Genomic DNA, 16,610 nt, shown 5'->3' on the forward strand with positions numbered 1-16,610 from the left:
CTAAAAACAATTTCTTAAAAGGGTTTTACCTTCAGTGACTAATCGGTATCATGCAGATTATAAAAAATAAGGATCACAACTAACAATGCAGTCGTTAAAAACTTTTTCTCTTTGGCTTATCGTTGCTCTCACATTCAGCTCTTTAGCAGGTTGTTCTAGCTGGGTATATAGAATCAATATCCCACAGGGTAACTTTTTAGAGCAATCAGATGTAGATAAGCTTCGTGTAAACATGACACGAGAGCAAGTTATTTATGTATTAGGTCGTCCAATAGCAGAAGATGCGTTTGATAATAGTACCTGGCGTTATGTGTACAGCTTTAACAAAGGCCGCGATAATGAGCAGCATAAAGAGTTGCTGGTTAAATTTGAAAATGATCAACTAGTTGCTGTTTCGGGTGATTATGATCAGCCAGAAAACTTTGATACTCCGCTAGAGCAGTAAACGCTTTAGTTATTAAAAAAGGTGAGCATGGCTCACCTTTTTTATTTACTACATTAATAACCTTTATAAAGGACGCCCACCGGTAACTTTATTAGCTCGACCTTCCTCTTTTGCTTTTTCAGCACGCTTTCTTCGAGCATCTTTAGGGTCTGCAATTAGTGGACGATAAATTTCTATTCTGTCGCCATCTTTTAATTCGTAATGCGCTTTTACTGTTCTATTCCATACACCTAAAGTTAGCGCAGTTGGGTCTATTTCAGGGCACTTTTTAATGATCCCCGATTGAATAACAGCTTGTTCGGCTGTGGTTCCTTGCGCTACTTCCACTGTTAATGTGGTTGCTTTAGTCGGTAATGCAAAAACTATCTCAACGCTAATCATTATCTTGCTCCGTATACATCTTTTGCACGTTGCGTGAATGCGCTAACCATATTTTTAGCTACATCATTAAATATTTTACCAAACGCCAATTCTATAAGCTTGCTAGAGAATTCAAATTCAAGCTTAAGCTCAACTTTACAGGCTTTTTTATCTAACGCTTGAAAATGCCAACGCCCTTTAAGAGTTTTAAATGGGCCATCAACCAGCCTTAATTGCACGGTTTGCTCGTCAATAAAGGTGTTTTCAGTGGTAAACCACTTTTTTATACCCGCCTTGGATATTTCTAAACTCGCGGTCATGTTATTATTGTGCTGCGAAACGATTTTAGAGTCTGAGCAATTAGGTAAAAACTGCGGATAAGCTTCTACATCATTAACTAGGTCAAACATCTCTTTAGTGCTGTACATAACCAGCGCACTTTTTTCTATTTGTGGCATACTCACTCCCAACTGTGTGGGCGAATTTTAGCAAGCTTTGCGCGTTTCCCCAAATTTTCATGGTCTTAAGTTCACCAGATTATTTTAAAGGCACATATAAAAAATCGATGTAAAACATCTCTTAATACGTATATTATAGGGCACTATGGCTAAGAACAAATCATCAAAATCGAACAGTAATACCATCGCGCTTAACAAAAAAGCGCGTCATGAGTATTTTTTACACGACAAGTTTGAAGCAGGTGTTGAACTACAGGGCTGGGAAGTAAAAAGTATCCGAGCTGGTAAGGTAAACATCTCAGAAACTTATATACATCTTAAAAATGGCGAAGCTTTTTTATTAGGCAGTCAAATTCAGCCTTTAAATAGCGCCTCGACTCATGTTATTTGCGATCCAATGCGATACCGTAAACTGTTATTAAGCCGCAAAGAGCTTGATAGATTAGTCGGTGCCACTGAACGAGATGGCTACTCACTTGTTGCCACTGCCATGTATTGGAAAAAATGTTGGGTGAAACTTGAATTTCACTTAGCAAAAGGTAAAAAAATGCATGACAAACGTGAAGACGGCAAAAATAAAGATTGGTCGCGTGAGAAAGAACGCCTCATGAAACATAAAGTATAAACACAACGCCTAATTTATTTAGGCGTTTTTTTTAATTTCTTACCGGTTAAATTTAAAACAACCTGATCAAATTCCCCTCAGCTTTATTTAATTCATCCCTGTGCATGATATAAATAAATTATTACACTTTATTTATTTTTTTAATTTATTTAAATGCCTGTCCATTTTAGTGCGCAAATTTTATGGTACAAAGCGAGTAATTTAGCCTTGTCTATCCTTTTTCGTTGTTTCTATTATTGAATATTTTTCCCTCAATACTCTACAAAAACTCATACTAAAATCGCAAAGGGTGTAGATTGATAACACTTAAGTTACATGATATTAATGTCAGCGCTTGTTAAGCAACTAAATTTATAACATATCAACAAGGACTTAAGGATGAAGCAATCAATTGCATTTACACCTAGCATAATTGCAGGTGCTACAATCGCACTTTCAGCAGGGTTTACAACAACAGCTTATGCTGCTGAAGAAGCAAAAAAAGTAGAACGCATTGAAGTAACAGGTTCGCGCATAAAACGCACCGATATCGAAGGGCCTTCGCCAGTACAATCTATTGGCAGAGCAGATATCGAAAACATGGGTTACGATAACCTTCAACAACTCCTCGAAAGAATGCCTGTGGCAGGCAGCGGTACTTTCTCAACACGCGGCAACAACCAAGATTCAACTGCAAATGGATCTGCCGCGGTCAGCCTACGTGGTTTAGGTGCTGATGCTACATTGGTGCTAATCAACGGCCGCCGTGTTGCAATTAGTGCCTTTGCCGAAGGTATTACAAACTCATTTGTCGATATTAATAGTATTCCGGTATCGGCGATTGAACGCATTGATATTTTAAAAGATGGCGCATCAGCAATTTATGGCTCTGATGCAGTAGCGGGCGTAGTCAACGTTATTTTGAAAAAAGACATAGATGGCGTTGAACTAAACTTAGGCTACGGTGGTACCGATGGCCCTAATTACGAAGAAACAACAGCAAGTTTAGTATGGGGTACAACTAGCGAAAAAAGCAGCGCCTCAATTATTATTGATTACTTTAAAAACACCTCGCTTTCGTCGGATGAAATGGGCAGCTTAGGCACCGCTAATCAATCGCCTTATGGCGGCGAAGACTTTCGCTCTTCTCGTGGCTTTCCAGGCTACTTTTATGTTGATGGTGTAAAAACAATTGACCCAGATTGCCCTGCTGAAAACGCCACATCAAGCGGTAGTTGTTTATTTGATTACGGCCCATTTGGCTACATCGCCCCTGAGTCTGAGCGCGTAGGTGCTATTTCTCAATTTGAATACAATTTTGATAATGGTATTACCGGCTTTTTAGAAATGGCAGTGCAGCATAATACCTCAGTTGCAGCCGGTGCCCCTACTCCACTAGATGAAGATGCAGGTTTAACAGTACCTGCTAGCCACCCTAACAACCCGTTTGGTGAAGATATTCAAATTGGCCGTTACCGTACGGTTGATGCGGGCGCTCGCCAATGGGATATTGAATCAGACACGCTTCGCTTTGTAGCTGGCCTAAGAGGCGAAATTAACGAATGGAGCTGGGAAGCTGCGGTTCAAAAAGGCCGTAGTAAATCACTTCAAACAGGCGATCGCTCGCAAGGTTGGGTTCGCACCGACTTTTTACAACAAGAGATTGATGCCGGTAACTACAACCCATTTGGTGGCACCTATAACAGCCCAGAAGTTATTGACAGAATTACCACAAGCTTAGTACGTCGCGGTGAGTCTCATATGACCTCATTCGACGCTAACATCTCTGGTGAAGCATTCAGCTTTGGTGATGATGTGGTTATGATGGCCGCGGGTATTGAATACCGTGAAGAAGATGTAACCGATACACCGGATGACCAATTTCAGCGCGGTTTAATTTTTGGTACTGAGTCTGTGTCTGCTGCAGCAGAGCGCGACCAATACGCAGCCTATGTGGAATTTTCAATCCCACTTGCTGAAAACCTAGAGCTACAACTCGCTGGCCGTTACGATGATTACAGCGACTTTGGTAATACAACAAACCCTAAAGTCGCTTTACGCTGGGCACCTACCGACGAAATAACCATTCGTGGTTCGTGGGCACAAGGGTTTAGAGCGCCATCGCTTGCACAAGTAGGTTTAGGTCCATCACAAGAAAGTCAGTTTTTTGTAGATACTTATCGCTGTGAAGCAACTGGCCTTGATTGTGACGCGCTAGATTACAACATTGAATTTGCGGGTAACCCTGACTTAGAAGCAGAAGAGTCAGAATCATGGAATGTTGGCTTTATTTGGGCACCTTCTGCTGAGTTTGGTTTAAGCGTAGATGTGTGGAGTATTACCCAAGATAATAAAATTGATGAACAAGAATTTGGCCCAATTTACAACTCTGAGTGTAATAACCAAGATAGCACGGTGTGTGTACGCTTAGCACCTAGTGGTGGTAATAGCTTAGGTACCATTCAAAAAATATACAGCACCTTTGAAAACGTCTCTTCGCAAGAAGTGTCAGGAGTTGATTTATCAGCAAATTACAACCATTCGCTGGATGATTTAGGCTTACTTAAATTTAACTTAGAATGGGCGTACCAAAACAAGTTTGAAAAAGACGGCCGCGACTACACGGGTGAATACAATTACCCAGAGCACCGCTGGATTTTCTCTACTAACTGGGAAATTGGCCAATTTAATACCAACGTAAATATTAGCTACGTAGGCGAGTTTGAAGATACCCCAGATATAGACTTTGACGGTAACTTAGACTTTGATAGCAATACATCGCGTATGGTTGACTCGCAAGCACTGGTAGATTTACAAACATCTTACCGTGTAAGTGATGCAACTAAAGTGTCGCTTGGTGTAAATAACGTATTTGACGAAGAGCCACCATTTGCCATTGGTGATGGCGATGCCGACCTTTACGGGTATGCATCGGGTGTACACAACCCTCGTGGTCGTTACTTCTACACTAAAGTAACCTTCTCGTTTTAATTTAATATAGCCCATTATTAAATGGGCTATGCTAAAAACAAAAAAACCGCCATATGGCGGTTTTTTTATTAAAGCGTAGGGGCTAAATTATAGCTCGCCTTCGTTTTCAGATAGGAACTTAGCAACACCTTCAGGGCTTGCGTCCATACCTTTTTTACCTTCTTCCCAACCTGCAGGACATACTTCGCCGTTTTCGCTGTGAAATGCTAGCGCGTCAACCATGCGGATCATTTCGTCGATGTTACGACCAAGTGGTAAGTCGTTCACTACTTGGTGACGTACGTTACCTTCTTCATCGATTAGGAAAGAGCCACGAAATGCAACGCCCGCTTCAGGGTGCTCAACGTCGTATGCTTTACAAATTTCGTGCTTAACATCTGCAACTAGTGCGTATTGAACTTTACCAATACCGCCGTCTGCTACAGCAGTGTTACGCCATGCGTTGTGTGAGAATTGTGAATCGATAGAAACACCAATTACTTCTACGCCACGCTTTTGGAATTCTTCGTAACGCTTATCAAATGCGATAAGTTCTGAAGGACATACAAACGTGAAATCTAGTGGGTAAAAGAAGATTACTGCTTTTTTACCTTTAATTGTTTCATGAAGGTTATAGCTATCTACAATTTCACCATTACCTAGTACAGCTGCAGCGGTAAAGTCTGGTGCCTGGCGGCCTACTAATACACCCATTTTATTCTCCAAATATTTTGAGTTTGTTGTCGATTGCATACGCAATGCTGATACTTATATGGGCGCTAAAAATAAAAAAACAATAGCACCAACACATAATTACGTGGCATTTTAAATTTAATAAGGAAAAAAGAACAATCGTATTTAGCGATGTGCACAATCGAAAATACCGAACAGATATTAAAACTTTATTACGCCTATAAAAAAACCTGCATTTGCAGGTTTTAAAAATGGGTTAATCCATGATATCGGAAGGCATATCGCCTTTAATATTTTGCCAGATTTCACCGGTTTGATGGCCAAACTTACGCATCATTGAAATCGCGCCATCATGCTCACGGTTTTCAGCCAATACTGTTAGATCTTTATAAAATTGACGTGCTAACTGGCGAGTGCCTGCGTCTGAGAAATAATGACAACCAATTTTAAAGTAAAACCCTCTAAAACCGTTAAGTATAAGTACGTATATGCGGTTATTACCAGCGACAGCTAATTCGTGGTGTACTTTGTAATCGTAATCTGCAAAAGCTTGCGCAGTGTCTTCAAGTTCATCGCTTTTTGATAAAATTTCAATAACACGCTCAGGGTTAAGCTTTATCGCTGCACGGGTATAAATAGCACTAATATTAGTACGTGCAGATAATAACTGATCGGTAAGCTCTGGCATTTTGTCTTCATCTAAGCGCGCCAGCGTTTCGAGTATGTTTAAACCCGATGTTTCCCAAAAGTTATTCACTCTGGTTGGCTTGCCGTGCTGAATAGTTAGCCAGCCATCGCGTGCTAAACGTTGCAGTACTTCACGTAAGGTTGTTCTGGTTACACCAATTAACTCAGAAAGCTCACGCTCTGCAGGTAGAATTGAACCTGGAGGGAAATCGCCGTTCCAGATAGATTCAACTATATACTCTTCAGCAAATCCTGCTGGGCTTTTAGCTTTAAAAATTCTCATTCAATTCCCACTCGAATTAATCACAACTCATCGTTTTATACGAATAACTGACAGATTGTACCAGATGAAATATAACTAACAAGTAAACTCGTTGATATAAGTGCCAACCAACCGCTGAAAATTTCGCAATAGTAAATAATAAAATTCAACATGCTTAAATTAGGTCTAATTTGCTAAATAAATTAACCCTATTCATAGTAGGTACATTAATACCATTGCTGTTTTTGCTTCACCATTGCATTACTACAATAATTCCCGTGTGCGGCAACAAGCACATTCAAAAGTCGCATACAGCAGAGCCTGTTAACTACAACGTTTAAACAAGCCTTTTTAGCGAACCAATCTTATATTACATGTTCACTTAGCAAATTAAGCTTAACCTTTCCCTAAATAGGATTGGCCATAACCGCTTATTAATTTCATCTTAAAAAAAGCCACTTCGGTAGCTTTTTTACCCTTTTTGTTGCTCGTTACTTTATCCTAGTACATAATTCAACGTCTTATTTCAATGCGGATTTTTTATGAACTGGCTAGCACAACTCCCTACTCAACGTACTCCATGGCTACTATTTACAGGCATTGTATTTTTCTTAGAAGTCACCGCACTGTTTTTTCAATACCAGATGGGCCTTGCTCCATGCATTATGTGTATTTACCAGCGAACTGCGGTATTAGGCTTATTAGGGGCAGGCATTATTGGCGCAACTAAACCACAAAGTAAATTAGTACGCGCTATCGCTTATTTAGTGTGGGGTGTATCAAGTGTGTGGGGTTACTTTATTGCACGTGAGCACATTGAAATGCAAACAACCACCGATCCCTTTGCATTTAGCTGTGAGTTTGAGCCAAACTTTCCTTCATTTATGCCATTGCATGAATGGATCCCAAGCTTTTTTCAAGCCACAGGGGATTGCGGTAATATCGATTGGCAATTTGCGGGATTAAGTATGCCAGCATGGATGGAAATACTATTTGCGTTATTTACTATTACGCTTTTTGTAATTGTTACCACTCGCTTACTTACTAAAAAGACTATTTAATATGTTTACGTTTTTTACCAGTCAGCTGCCTGAACTAAAGCACCTTAAAGTGAGGCAGCGACAAGCCGTTGTTGCTATTGCGCTAAGTATGCTACCTGCTACCGATAGAGTGTTATTAAGAATAGTAAAGCTGATATTGCTCAGCCCATTGTTTTTATTATTTACTGTTTTTAAAGGATGGGAACTCATTCCCTTTTTAATTTTAGGTGGCCTGTGTTACCCGCTTTTAACAACCCCGATTGAAATAAACTTCGCTAAAAAATATTTAGCCAAAGCACTTGAGCAGTATTCACAGGGCGCTTAGCGCCCTGCCTATTATAAAGACACTTTTCCTTCTAGTTTAGCTACAAGCTTTTTACCTATTCCTTTTACGTTAGTTAAGTCGCTCAGCTGGGAAAATTCACCATTTTCAACCCTGTAATCAACAATAGCCTGCGCTTTTTTCTTACCAATACCAGGCAACTTGGCCAGCATTTCTGAATCGGCACTATTAATATTAATAACCGGCGCTTGCGGCATTTCAACCATAGGCTTATCTTCAACAGGGTTAGCGTGGGTAAACGCGCTAAAGCTTAAAAAGCTAATAATAAGTAGCGTTAATAGATTTTTCATTTGTTATTCCTTATTTTTGTTTATACCAAAGCGTTATAGTTAAACTGCTAATTTGGCTTTAAACATGTGCTTAATTTTTATTTGAGGAAATAATGTTAAATAAGGAGCAACGCGCATCACTTATATTATTTCCAGTGCATAATCACCTAAATCCGAAAACCTAAAATGCAGCTGGTACAACAAGTGATTGCTTAACTAAAGTAAAGTTACGCTTTTTTGTCAAATTGATGACAAGCTAAAAATGCACCGAATACTTGCAATTTTACACACAAACATTTACTGTATATAAAAACAGTGACCTACGGGTCAGTAACCACATTACCACGCAATCAAGCAGGAGAGATCATGGCTGTTGTTGTTAAATATGTTGTAGAACGAAACGGAGTTGAGCGAATGACGTTTACTACTAAAAAAGAAGCGGATGCCTATGACAAAATGCTCGATATAGCAGAATCGCTTGAAGTAATGCTGGAAAAAGTAGATGTGCCACTGAGCGAGCAACAGGTTGAATCGCTTGCGCTTGAAATTGCAAAGAGTAAAGATGACTTTATGGCGGTGTTAAAAGGCGCAAAAGAGCCCACAACAAAAGGTACAGCTAAAGCTAAAAAAGCCGACAACGTAGCATCAATAAAAGATAACGACGAGCAACAAGCTAGCTAATTTGCGACTATTTTAAATAAAGGGCTGCTACTAAATAGCAGCCCTTTTTTATTAATTTTTGAACAGTTACAAATTTTTTCTGGCTTTTTAGACTGAAATTGATACATTAATCCGGTTAATAGCGAGTGTTTATGTGCCATGTCAGTATTTATTAAGTCTTTTTACCAAAAATTTTTCCCAGCCCGTCAGTTGCTTATTCGTCAAAATGGCGAAGTTAAGCATGTTGTTTTGGCGCCTTGGTTTCAGCTTTTTACAGTACTGCTTATTTTAGGCACTATTACTTGGGTCGGTATTTCTAGTTTTCGTGTTTATAGCCAAACAAATAAAATTACCGACATAGAACAAAGCCAAATTGACAAACAACAAGTGTGGCAAAAGCAGGTCCAAGAACAAAAAGCACTGCACGCTAAGCAATTAGAACAACTTGCAGTACTAGAGCAAAAGCAGGCACTTTTGCAAGGTATGATTGAATCCCTCCCCGCATCTATTAGTAAAGAGACAATAAAACTAGAAGAACAACTTGAATCGCCTGTTAATCAAGACAAAGGCGAGTTTCATGAACCACTTGTAGATGAAGAGCCGAAAAACAAACATGCCAGCCTTCTAACGCCAATCACTTTTGCCGCACGTTATGAGCGCTTAAATAAATACTACGAGCATAATTTTGCGCTTATTGATGCGCAAATTAATAAACGCCATGATGCAATTTTAGCGATGTTAAAAGGCGCAGGCTTAGAATCAGCCCTTGAACAACATTTAGCACTGGGCGCACAAACCAGTGCGCAAGGTGGACCGTTAGATGTATTTGACGAAACTAAAATACCAGGGCAGTTTTTAGCCATTGTTGATAAGCTATTATTACTTAACAACCTTGAAAACTTTTTAACAGAGCTGCCTAACTCACTGCCCTTGCCTGCGGCTAAATACTATATTTCGAGCAACTTTGGGTTACGTAAAGATCCGATGAACAACCGCCGCGCTTTTCACAAAGGTGTTGATTTAGCCGGCTGGCATAAAACCGAAATTTTTGCCCCTGCTGATGCACGTGTATTGCGCGCTGGTAAAAATGGCGGCTATGGTAACTTTATCGAGCTAGAGCACAAAAATGGCTTGGTCACCCGTTTTGGCCACTTAAATAAAATTAAAGTGAAAAAAGGCCAAACAATTGCTAAAAATGAGGTAATTGGATTAATGGGCAGTACTGGCAGAAGTACCAGCACCCACTTACACTATGAAGTGTTACTCGATGGCAAACATGTCAATCCTCTAAAAATAACAAAGGCGCTTTCTCGTGTTCGGTAAAAAAAAGCAACCAAGTAGTCAAACTACGTTAAAAAGAGTAAATCATACCCCTTCTATTATTTCTGAAGATGTGCGCTTAACTGGCACACTTACCAGCCAAGGCGAAGTTCAGCTAGATGGCCGAATTGATGGCGATATAAAGGCAGAGCACTTGGTAATTGGCTCTACCGGCATTGTTGAAGGTGTGGTTGAAGCTAAAAGTGTCATTGTAAAAGGCAAAATTATTGGCTCACTAAACGCAAGTGAAGTGAATATTCAAAGCAGCGCTCACGTACATGGCGATGTTTTTCACGATACACTAAGTATTGATGCTGGAGCCATTATTGAAGGCAGCTTAAAACAGCGCTTTGAAAAAGAAGAACCGGAACTTATTAGCGAAGATTTAAAGCCGGCTAAAGAAGTAAAAACTTTGCTTGATGATGCTGATAGCGACTTGTCGTTTGTTAATAAGCAAGCCGCTGATAAAGCCAAATCTAATTAAGCGCTCATTACTTTTTCTCGGTTATGTACATCGTAATATCTGCAGTGAACACCAGTTCATTGCGGGTATTGTAAAGCTTAACTGGCACTACTAAATCTTCTTTATCTACCCATTGGCGAGGCAAGTCGATTTCTGCAATAGCAGTTACATCGGTATCAACCTTTGCTAAATAGTGTACCGTCATTCCTTTTGGGATCCAGCGATGCGTTTTATAAGGCACGGTGGCATCTACCATTACACCTGCACACAGCTCAGCTAAGTTACATTGTGCAATAGCATGAATAGTCCCAATATGGTTATGCACACTACGGCGGTTTTTTACGACAGCGCTACAGTGTCCTTCTCTTAAATCGAGCACGTAAGGTTTCATTGAGCCAAAATACGGGGCTTTTATGCATACCGCTTTGCTAAACAACCAATTGCCAAAAGGTAAGCGTTTAAATTTAAGCCAGGTTTTTAAAAGGGCTGATTTATTACTCATTGTTATTTCCCATTTTGTGTTTATAAATTCAAATTAACACATCAGACCAGTTAAAAAAAGCGCAATTCACTGTGCTGTTAATCCTAATGTCATGAAATATTTATCACAATAAAGCGAGGCTCACTCATAAGCCCTTTCTTTTTTATAAGCGGGCACCTAAAATAGCCAGCAAAAGGAGACCTAATGCAAACACAGCCCGCTAAACCTAACTTAATTTTATTACTCATCTTAGCGTTACTCGTAATATTTTGCCCTATGGCAATTGATATTTATCTTCCCGCTTTTCCAACTATTGCCACGCAATTTAACGTAACCGAACAACAGGTTCAGCAAACGGTGGCTATTTTTATGCTTACTGTGGGTTTAGGGCAATTAATTGCAGGGCCGCTTGCTGATAAGTTTGGCCGAAAGCCGGTAGCGGTTGTAGGTGTTAGCTTATATGCAGGCTCTGCCTTACTTGCCTACATGGCACCCTCTTTTGCTGTATTAATGTTTGCACGCGCTCTGCAAGGGTTAGGTGCATGTGCTACGTTTGTGGTTGCTTTTGCCATTGTACGTGATAAATACGGCAGCGAACGCAGCGGGCAAATGATTACCTATTTAAATGGAATTGTGTGTTTTATTCCTGCGCTTGCGCCTATTTTAGGTGCTTGGCTTACCGTGCAATTTGGCTGGCGCATGAACTTTATGTTTTTAACTTTGTTTGCGTTAGCGGGCCTAGTTATTACGCTCACCTTATTTAGAGAAACCCGCCCTGCTGATAGTCACTACCAAGGACATATATTGGACTTACGCCGGTTTGTGCCAATATTAAAGACACCGATATTTTTATTTAATAGCTTACTGTGTATGGTCGCCATGTCGGCGATTCTTGTGTATGTCACCTTGGCACCTGGGTGGATCATTACGCACTTAGGGGGCACCGTAGCCGACTTTACTTTTTGGTTTACGCTCAATGCCGTATTAAGTATTGTAGCCAGCTTTATTACGCCCATTTATATTAAACGTAATAGCCAAAAAGCCCTGCGCGTTGGGGTTACAGTATTGGTAGCCTCTGGCATATTAATGATTGCACTTAGCCATATAGAATCGGCCATTGCGCTTATGCTACCTATTTTAATTGCAGCACTTGGTTTTGCCCTGAGCTTAGGCTCTGCGGCTGGTATGGCGTTATCGCGCTTTCCTAAACAAGCCGGTACAGCCTCTGCCTTAATTGGTGCTATGCAAATGAGTGGCGCTAGTGTGCTTGTGTTTTTAACGCAATACTTAGGCCTTAGCACACCTTGGTTAATTGCTTTTCATTTATTGTTACTGGCGCCACTTTGGTTAATTTTAATGAGTAAAAAAGCCCATACATTGCACCCGGTTAATACATGATCAACCCTGATTTTTTAGCATCATTTTTACTGGCGAGCTTTTTAATGGCGGTGGCCCCTGGGCCATCAAACGCATTTTTAATGGCGCAAACATTTGCCAATGGCAGAGCGGCAGGTATGCAAAGCGCATTTGGCTTTGCTTTAGGTGGAGTAATACACACATTTTTTGCCGTTATTGGATTAAGCGCAGTGTTAAAAGCCTCGCCCACCGCTTATAGCGCAGTCCAGTACTTAGGCGCGGCGTATTTGTGCTATTTAGGGTTTGTGATGATTAAAAGCACTTTTTCGCAGCAAAATACCGTGGATTGCGCTAGTGATGATAAGCCCCATGTAAGCACCAGTAAAAAGCCAAATGTCATGTTTCAAGCCATGATGACCGAGGTATTAAACCCTAAAGTCGCGTTGTTTTTTATTGCTTTTATACCGCAGTTTGTAGACCCAAGCTTATCATCAGCAACGTTTCAATTAGCATTTTTTGGTCTGCTCTACCCTATTTTTGCTTTCCCAATTGACTGTACGTATATTTATTTTGGCGACAAAATAGCGCAATTTTTCAAAAAACACCCACATAGCCAACTTTGGATAGACCGAGTGACCGGCATGGTATTTATTGCACTGGCCATTAATTTATTATACTAATTACACTAAATTGGTATTACTTAACCAAAGCCTTGGTTACTCAACAAAATAAGATGCAGCATGGAACAAAAAAAACAATCGCTACCCGCTAATAAAAATATTGCCTTAGTTGCGCATGATGGTAAAAAAGCCGCGCTTAAATTATGGTGCGAAAAACACAAAGAGGCCTTAAGCAGACACACCTTATACGGTACTGGCACCACAGGCCATTTAATCGAAAAAACCACCGGGCTAGAGGTTATTCAGCTATTAAGTGGTCCTATGGGGGGCGATCAACAGCTAGGAGCTAAAATTGCCGAGCACGAAATTCATGTATTGGTGTTTTTTTGGGATCCGTTGGCATCACAACCACACGACCCTGATGTTAAAGCATTACTGCGTTTAGCTGCTGTTTGGAATATTCCTGTGGCCTGTAATGAAGTCAGCGCCGACATGTTATTAAGCTCGCCCTTAATGGACACTGAGCTTGAACGTACTTTGCCAGATTACGAAAAATACCTCGCAACCCGACAAATCAGTCTTTAAAGCCTTTTAAGCTACTTATAAAGCATGCTGGCCCATTTTGTTAGGCCAGCCGTTACACTACCAAAGTGATCGCCATTCAGCATTTTAATATCACCTAAATGCTCACTTAACGCCGCTTTAATAAGTGGTGACTGTGCACTTCCCCCTGTTAAATAAATAACATCTGGGGTGGTTCCTGCATCGGTAATTGCTTGTTTGGCTAACGTTACTATTTGGCTAATGCAACTTTCTACTGCAACCGCCAAATCGCTAACAGATAGGTTTTTACTAAGGGCATTATCTAAAAAGCGAAGATCGCAATCAAAAGCATCTGCCGATGAAAGCGCTATTTTAGCCGCCTCACCTTGCTGTACTAACTGATGGCCCTGTTTATTTTGCTGTAAATGAATTAAGCGTTTGAAAAGCGCAGGTGCACTGACATCGCGTAATTGGGCAGTGAGTTCTCGATAGTGGCTTTCACTATAAAACTGACTTTGTAAATTTACATCATTAATTTTACAGGCTTGCCAAAAAGGTTGGTTTGGTAAAGGTAGGCCGGATTTAAAGGTACTGCCTAAACCAAGCAATGGCATTAAACCATGAAAACTAAGCGCTATATCTAAGTCATTCCCGCCAACTCGCTTACCGCTGTGGGCTAAGAAGTCACTATCGCGCTCACTGTTACCTCTAAAGCTTGGCCCCATTTGTACAAACGAGCAATCGCTGGTACCACCGCCAATATCAATAACCAGCACTTTTTGGTCTTCCACTAAACTACTTTCGTAATCAATCCCTGCTGCAAGCGGTTCGTATAAAAACTCAACGTCTTTAAAGCCCGCACGCTTAGCTGCGCGCTCTAAAATACCTACAGCTTGCTGATTTGACTGCTCACCGCCAACAGCCTGAAAGTTAACTGGACGACCAATAACCGTTTGCGTAAGTGGGGTTTTAAGTGAAAGCTCTGCGCGTTGCTTTATTTTTAAAATCATTGCGGTAGCAATATCTTCAAAAAAATTAATTTGCCCTTGCTTTAAGCCTGTGGCACCAAAAAACGATTTAGGTGATTTTACAAAGTAGCCTTCTTCAGGAAACTGCACATATTCACTAATAGCTTCACGGCCAATAAAAAGCGTTTCATCTGTAGGTTGTAAATCAAGATCTGACTTAATACGTGGGAGTGTATTTAATAAAGCTTGGCGCTGCGTTAAAAAGTCATGCTCGTGGGCAGTGCCTTTTACATGCTTTGCCACAAAGTCGACAACTAATGCGCTATGGTGTGTATAAAGAGTAGAAGGTAAATAATGTTTTCCTTGCTCAAGTGGCACTAACTGCACTTCCTCTTGCTCCATAACACCCATGGCACAATTAGAACTACCGTAATCAAAACCTACAAACATACTTCACCATACATTAGAAAAAGGCCGCGCAATTTAGCATACTTTGCCAAAATTATAAACGCTAATGACCCTCCCTCACCCTTAAAAAGCTCGCAAAACGAGGTAAGCCATGCTTTGTTAACCCATGGTACCGATACGTTACCGTGCTGCCTATAGCCGGCGGTGTTTGGCGCTGTTTGTTACTAAAGCCCGTGCCTATTTTAAATATTTGCCCATGAGGTGTTTTTACTTTTAATGCACCTAACATACCGGTGTATTTTCCTTTACCCGGTAAATGTGCAATAACAACCGCTTCAGCATCAAGGTAGGGCTTTAACTTTAATAATGTATTACTGCGCCCGCTTTTATGTTTAGCATTGGCTAAATGCAGCATCACCCCTTCAGCCCCTTGCTTAGTTAAATCTTCAAAGTACGCTGTTAATTGGGCTGTGCTAGTAAAGCGGTGTTGCTTAACTGCAGTTATATGCTGCTTATTGATTTGTTTTACCAAGGCTTGGTAGTTTTTATAACGCGCACTAAAAGGAAGGGTTGAGTCTGGCATATCAAATATTTGATAGCGTATAGCGTGCCAATCTGAATTACTGGGGCGTTTAGTTCTTACAATCCCACTGACCAAAGAAAATTGAGTGCGCGCTATCCACAGCTCCCCATCTAACCAAACATTTGGTAATGGCGCCGTAAACCAACTCGGGGCGTTAATCGCATTTCCTTTACGGGTAATAAATGTATCGCCCGTCCATATTGCTCTTACACCATCAAATTTTTCACTGACGAGGTATTCACTAATATTGCCATGTTTAGATTCATCATATACTTTTGCCAATAACACCTGAGGCTGCGCCGCAAAGGCAAACTGTGAGCCAATAAAGCTGACAATGAAAAGTAAGTACTTTAGCTGAGCCATTACTGCATCCCTGCAAATAAAATAAGGCTATAACTATAGTTGAGATTCGACCCACTGCCAAAACTCACCTAGGTCAGCCATTTTGTAGGTCGCCTTACTAAAGTCATGGTCAACTGTATGATGATTTGCAATCGCAACGACTCTAACCTGTGCATTGGTTGCAGCGCAAACGCCCGTAAAGGTGTCTTCTACAGCAATTGCATGCTCTGGGGCTACATGTATGTGTTCAAGCGCTAAAAGGTAAGGATCGCCTGCTGGCTTTGGATTTGTTACATCGTCTTTTGTCACTACAGTATCAAATAACTCATAAAAACCTAGCCCTTTTAAAATAGGCATAGCTTCGCTGCGAGCACTACCGGTAACTAACGCCATTTTTAGCCCACAGTTTTTAACAGCGTGTAAGGTTTGCTCAGTAAAAGGCATAACAGGCGGTAAATTAGTTTTTACGTATTCACCAAATAATCGATATTTTTCATCTGCTAAAAATTGTGCGCTGACGTCTAAATTATGCTCATTTTTAATATCAATTGCAGCTTCTAACGTTGGGCGCCCTGAAAAGCGCTGACAAAACTCCACTTCGTTATAACTTACATTGTAGGGTGCAAGCAGCTGGCTCCAACACTCAAAGTGCATGCTTTCCGAGTCAACTAGCGTGCCATCCATATCAAACAATACTGCGTTTAAGCTCATCCTCATTCCTTAAATTTTAACGTT

Annotated in this window: 20 protein-coding genes; 11 read left to right on the forward strand and 9 right to left on the reverse strand. The window is 40.6% G+C overall.

Annotated elements, in window-relative coordinates:
• Positions 1–85 precede the first annotated feature (85 nt).
• Positions 86–445: an outer membrane protein assembly factor BamE gene (locus PSH50_RS03955; RefSeq protein ID WP_004587368.1), complete on the forward strand. Its 360-nt coding sequence runs from the start codon at positions 86–88 to the stop codon at positions 443–445.
• Between the two features lie 63 nt (positions 446–508).
• Here PSH50_RS03955 and PSH50_RS03960 read toward each other — a convergent pair whose 3' ends face one another.
• Together PSH50_RS03960 and PSH50_RS03965 are read right to left on the reverse strand one after the other, a co-directional pair.
• A complete protein-coding gene (locus PSH50_RS03960; RefSeq protein ID WP_273609283.1) occupies positions 509–826 on the reverse strand; it encodes an RnfH family protein in 318 nt (105 codons plus the stop codon).
• Complete coding sequence (locus tag PSH50_RS03965; protein ID WP_055253005.1) at positions 826–1,263, reverse strand: type II toxin-antitoxin system RatA family toxin; 438 nt, start codon at positions 1,261–1,263, stop codon at positions 826–828. The genes PSH50_RS03960 and PSH50_RS03965 overlap by 1 nt, the downstream gene beginning before the upstream one ends.
• A 145-nt stretch (positions 1,264–1,408) precedes the next feature.
• Here PSH50_RS03965 and smpB point away from each other — a divergent pair, with 145 nt between their 5' ends.
• Together smpB and PSH50_RS03975 are read left to right on the forward strand one after the other, a co-directional pair.
• The gene (gene smpB, locus PSH50_RS03970) at positions 1,409–1,888 is read left to right on the forward strand and encodes an SsrA-binding protein SmpB (RefSeq protein WP_004587371.1); all 480 of its coding nucleotides are present in this window, start codon (positions 1,409–1,411) and stop codon (positions 1,886–1,888) included.
• A gap of 378 nt (positions 1,889–2,266) precedes the next feature.
• Positions 2,267–4,858, forward strand: coding sequence for a TonB-dependent receptor (locus PSH50_RS03975; RefSeq protein ID WP_024031815.1), 2,592 nt, complete (start codon positions 2,267–2,269; stop codon positions 4,856–4,858).
• Positions 4,859–4,945: 87 nt separating this feature from the next.
• On the opposite strand, the gene PSH50_RS03980 is transcribed toward PSH50_RS03975, so the two are convergent.
• Together PSH50_RS03980 and fadR are read right to left on the reverse strand one after the other, a co-directional pair.
• Positions 4,946–5,551, reverse strand: coding sequence for a peroxiredoxin (locus PSH50_RS03980; protein ID WP_004587374.1), 606 nt, complete (start codon positions 5,549–5,551; stop codon positions 4,946–4,948).
• Positions 5,552–5,786: 235 nt separating this feature from the next.
• A complete protein-coding gene (gene fadR, locus PSH50_RS03985; RefSeq protein ID WP_004587375.1) occupies positions 5,787–6,500 on the reverse strand; it encodes a fatty acid metabolism transcriptional regulator FadR in 714 nt (237 codons plus the stop codon).
• A gap of 521 nt (positions 6,501–7,021) precedes the next feature.
• Between fadR and dsbB the strand changes: the two genes are divergently transcribed.
• Together dsbB and PSH50_RS03995 are read left to right on the forward strand one after the other, a co-directional pair.
• On the forward strand, positions 7,022–7,540 hold the full coding sequence (gene dsbB / locus PSH50_RS03990) for a disulfide bond formation protein DsbB (RefSeq protein ID WP_248462549.1): 519 nt from the start codon (positions 7,022–7,024) through the stop codon (positions 7,538–7,540).
• Position 7,541: 1 nt separating this feature from the next.
• A complete protein-coding gene (locus PSH50_RS03995) occupies positions 7,542–7,844 on the forward strand; it encodes a DUF6170 family protein (protein ID WP_004587377.1) in 303 nt (100 codons plus the stop codon).
• Positions 7,845–7,855: 11 nt separating this feature from the next.
• Here PSH50_RS03995 and PSH50_RS04000 read toward each other — a convergent pair whose 3' ends face one another.
• Entirely contained in the window at positions 7,856–8,152 is a 297-nt protein-coding gene (locus PSH50_RS04000; protein WP_024034225.1) for a ComEA family DNA-binding protein, read from the reverse strand.
• 345 nt (positions 8,153–8,497) lie between these two features.
• On the opposite strand from PSH50_RS04000, the gene PSH50_RS04005 reads away from it, so the two are divergent.
• From PSH50_RS04005 to PSH50_RS04015, 3 genes are all read left to right on the forward strand, one after another.
• Positions 8,498–8,812, forward strand: coding sequence for a YebG family protein (locus PSH50_RS04005; RefSeq protein ID WP_024034226.1), 315 nt, complete (start codon positions 8,498–8,500; stop codon positions 8,810–8,812).
• Between the two features lie 138 nt (positions 8,813–8,950).
• A complete protein-coding gene (locus PSH50_RS04010) occupies positions 8,951–10,114 on the forward strand; it encodes a M23 family metallopeptidase (RefSeq protein WP_055253000.1) in 1,164 nt (387 codons plus the stop codon).
• Positions 10,104–10,595 carry a polymer-forming cytoskeletal protein gene (locus tag PSH50_RS04015; RefSeq protein ID WP_004587381.1) on the forward strand — a complete coding sequence of 164 codons (492 nt, stop codon included), beginning with the start codon at positions 10,104–10,106 and terminating at the stop codon, positions 10,593–10,595. The genes PSH50_RS04010 and PSH50_RS04015 overlap by 11 nt, the downstream gene beginning before the upstream one ends.
• 7 nt (positions 10,596–10,602) lie before the next feature.
• Here the strand turns inward: PSH50_RS04015 and PSH50_RS04020 are convergent, their stop codons facing one another.
• Positions 10,603–11,076, reverse strand: coding sequence for a hotdog fold domain-containing protein (locus PSH50_RS04020; RefSeq protein ID WP_029773430.1), 474 nt, complete (start codon positions 11,074–11,076; stop codon positions 10,603–10,605).
• 183 nt (positions 11,077–11,259) lie between these two features.
• Here PSH50_RS04020 and PSH50_RS04025 point away from each other — a divergent pair, with 183 nt between their 5' ends.
• From PSH50_RS04025 to PSH50_RS04035, 3 genes are read left to right on the forward strand one after another with little or no spacing between them, the layout of a single operon-like run.
• Positions 11,260–12,453: a multidrug effflux MFS transporter gene (locus tag PSH50_RS04025; protein ID WP_055252998.1), complete on the forward strand. Its 1,194-nt coding sequence runs from the start codon at positions 11,260–11,262 to the stop codon at positions 12,451–12,453.
• The gene (locus tag PSH50_RS04030) at positions 12,450–13,091 is read left to right on the forward strand and encodes a LysE family translocator (protein WP_273609284.1); all 642 of its coding nucleotides are present in this window, start codon (positions 12,450–12,452) and stop codon (positions 13,089–13,091) included. Before PSH50_RS04025 ends, PSH50_RS04030 begins: the two co-directional genes overlap by 4 nt.
• A 60-nt stretch (positions 13,092–13,151) precedes the next feature.
• On the forward strand, positions 13,152–13,616 hold the full coding sequence (locus PSH50_RS04035) for a methylglyoxal synthase (protein ID WP_004587385.1): 465 nt from the start codon (positions 13,152–13,154) through the stop codon (positions 13,614–13,616).
• Between the two features lie 11 nt (positions 13,617–13,627).
• Here PSH50_RS04035 and yegD read toward each other — a convergent pair whose 3' ends face one another.
• From yegD to PSH50_RS04050, 3 genes are all read right to left on the reverse strand, one after another.
• Positions 13,628–14,992 carry a molecular chaperone gene (gene yegD, locus PSH50_RS04040; RefSeq protein WP_273609285.1) on the reverse strand — a complete coding sequence of 455 codons (1,365 nt, stop codon included), beginning with the start codon at positions 14,990–14,992 and terminating at the stop codon, positions 13,628–13,630.
• Between the two features lie 61 nt (positions 14,993–15,053).
• Positions 15,054–15,896, reverse strand: coding sequence for a DNA ligase (locus tag PSH50_RS04045; protein ID WP_273609286.1), 843 nt, complete (start codon positions 15,894–15,896; stop codon positions 15,054–15,056).
• Between the two features lie 33 nt (positions 15,897–15,929).
• The gene (locus PSH50_RS04050) at positions 15,930–16,586 is read right to left on the reverse strand and encodes an HAD family phosphatase (protein ID WP_273609287.1); all 657 of its coding nucleotides are present in this window, start codon (positions 16,584–16,586) and stop codon (positions 15,930–15,932) included.
• Between the last annotated feature and the right edge of the window lie 24 nt (positions 16,587–16,610).

This window comes from Pseudoalteromonas sp. Angola-7 (assembly GCF_028599255.1).
GTDB lineage: Bacteria > Pseudomonadota > Gammaproteobacteria > Enterobacterales > Alteromonadaceae > Pseudoalteromonas > Pseudoalteromonas atlantica.

Bases quoted from the DNA above. Each gene is read 5' to 3' on its own strand.
- PSH50_RS03955 (WP_004587368.1), top strand. From the start codon at position 86: ATGCAGTCGTTAAAAACTTTTTCTCTTTGGCTTATCGTTGCTCTCACA.
- PSH50_RS03960 (WP_273609283.1), bottom strand. From the start codon at position 826: ATGATTAGCGTTGAGATAGTTTTTGCATTACCGACTAAAGCAACCACA.
- PSH50_RS03965 (WP_055253005.1), bottom strand. From the start codon at position 1,263: ATGCCACAAATAGAAAAAAGTGCGCTGGTTATGTACAGCACTAAAGAG.
- smpB (WP_004587371.1), top strand. From the start codon at position 1,409: ATGGCTAAGAACAAATCATCAAAATCGAACAGTAATACCATCGCGCTT.
- PSH50_RS03975 (WP_024031815.1), top strand. From the start codon at position 2,267: ATGAAGCAATCAATTGCATTTACACCTAGCATAATTGCAGGTGCTACA.
- PSH50_RS03980 (WP_004587374.1), bottom strand. From the start codon at position 5,551: ATGGGTGTATTAGTAGGCCGCCAGGCACCAGACTTTACCGCTGCAGCT.
- fadR (WP_004587375.1), bottom strand. From the start codon at position 6,500: ATGAGAATTTTTAAAGCTAAAAGCCCAGCAGGATTTGCTGAAGAGTAT.
- dsbB (WP_248462549.1), top strand. From the start codon at position 7,022: ATGAACTGGCTAGCACAACTCCCTACTCAACGTACTCCATGGCTACTA.
- PSH50_RS03995 (WP_004587377.1), top strand. From the start codon at position 7,542: ATGTTTACGTTTTTTACCAGTCAGCTGCCTGAACTAAAGCACCTTAAA.
- PSH50_RS04000 (WP_024034225.1), bottom strand. From the start codon at position 8,152: ATGAAAAATCTATTAACGCTACTTATTATTAGCTTTTTAAGCTTTAGC.
- PSH50_RS04005 (WP_024034226.1), top strand. From the start codon at position 8,498: ATGGCTGTTGTTGTTAAATATGTTGTAGAACGAAACGGAGTTGAGCGA.
- PSH50_RS04010 (WP_055253000.1), top strand. From the start codon at position 8,951: ATGTCAGTATTTATTAAGTCTTTTTACCAAAAATTTTTCCCAGCCCGT.
- PSH50_RS04020 (WP_029773430.1), bottom strand. From the start codon at position 11,076: ATGAGTAATAAATCAGCCCTTTTAAAAACCTGGCTTAAATTTAAACGC.
- PSH50_RS04025 (WP_055252998.1), top strand. From the start codon at position 11,260: ATGCAAACACAGCCCGCTAAACCTAACTTAATTTTATTACTCATCTTA.
- PSH50_RS04030 (WP_273609284.1), top strand. From the start codon at position 12,450: ATGATCAACCCTGATTTTTTAGCATCATTTTTACTGGCGAGCTTTTTA.
- PSH50_RS04035 (WP_004587385.1), top strand. From the start codon at position 13,152: ATGGAACAAAAAAAACAATCGCTACCCGCTAATAAAAATATTGCCTTA.
- yegD (WP_273609285.1), bottom strand. From the start codon at position 14,992: ATGTTTGTAGGTTTTGATTACGGTAGTTCTAATTGTGCCATGGGTGTT.
- PSH50_RS04045 (WP_273609286.1), bottom strand. From the start codon at position 15,896: ATGGCTCAGCTAAAGTACTTACTTTTCATTGTCAGCTTTATTGGCTCA.
- PSH50_RS04050 (WP_273609287.1), bottom strand. From the start codon at position 16,586: ATGAGCTTAAACGCAGTATTGTTTGATATGGATGGCACGCTAGTTGAC.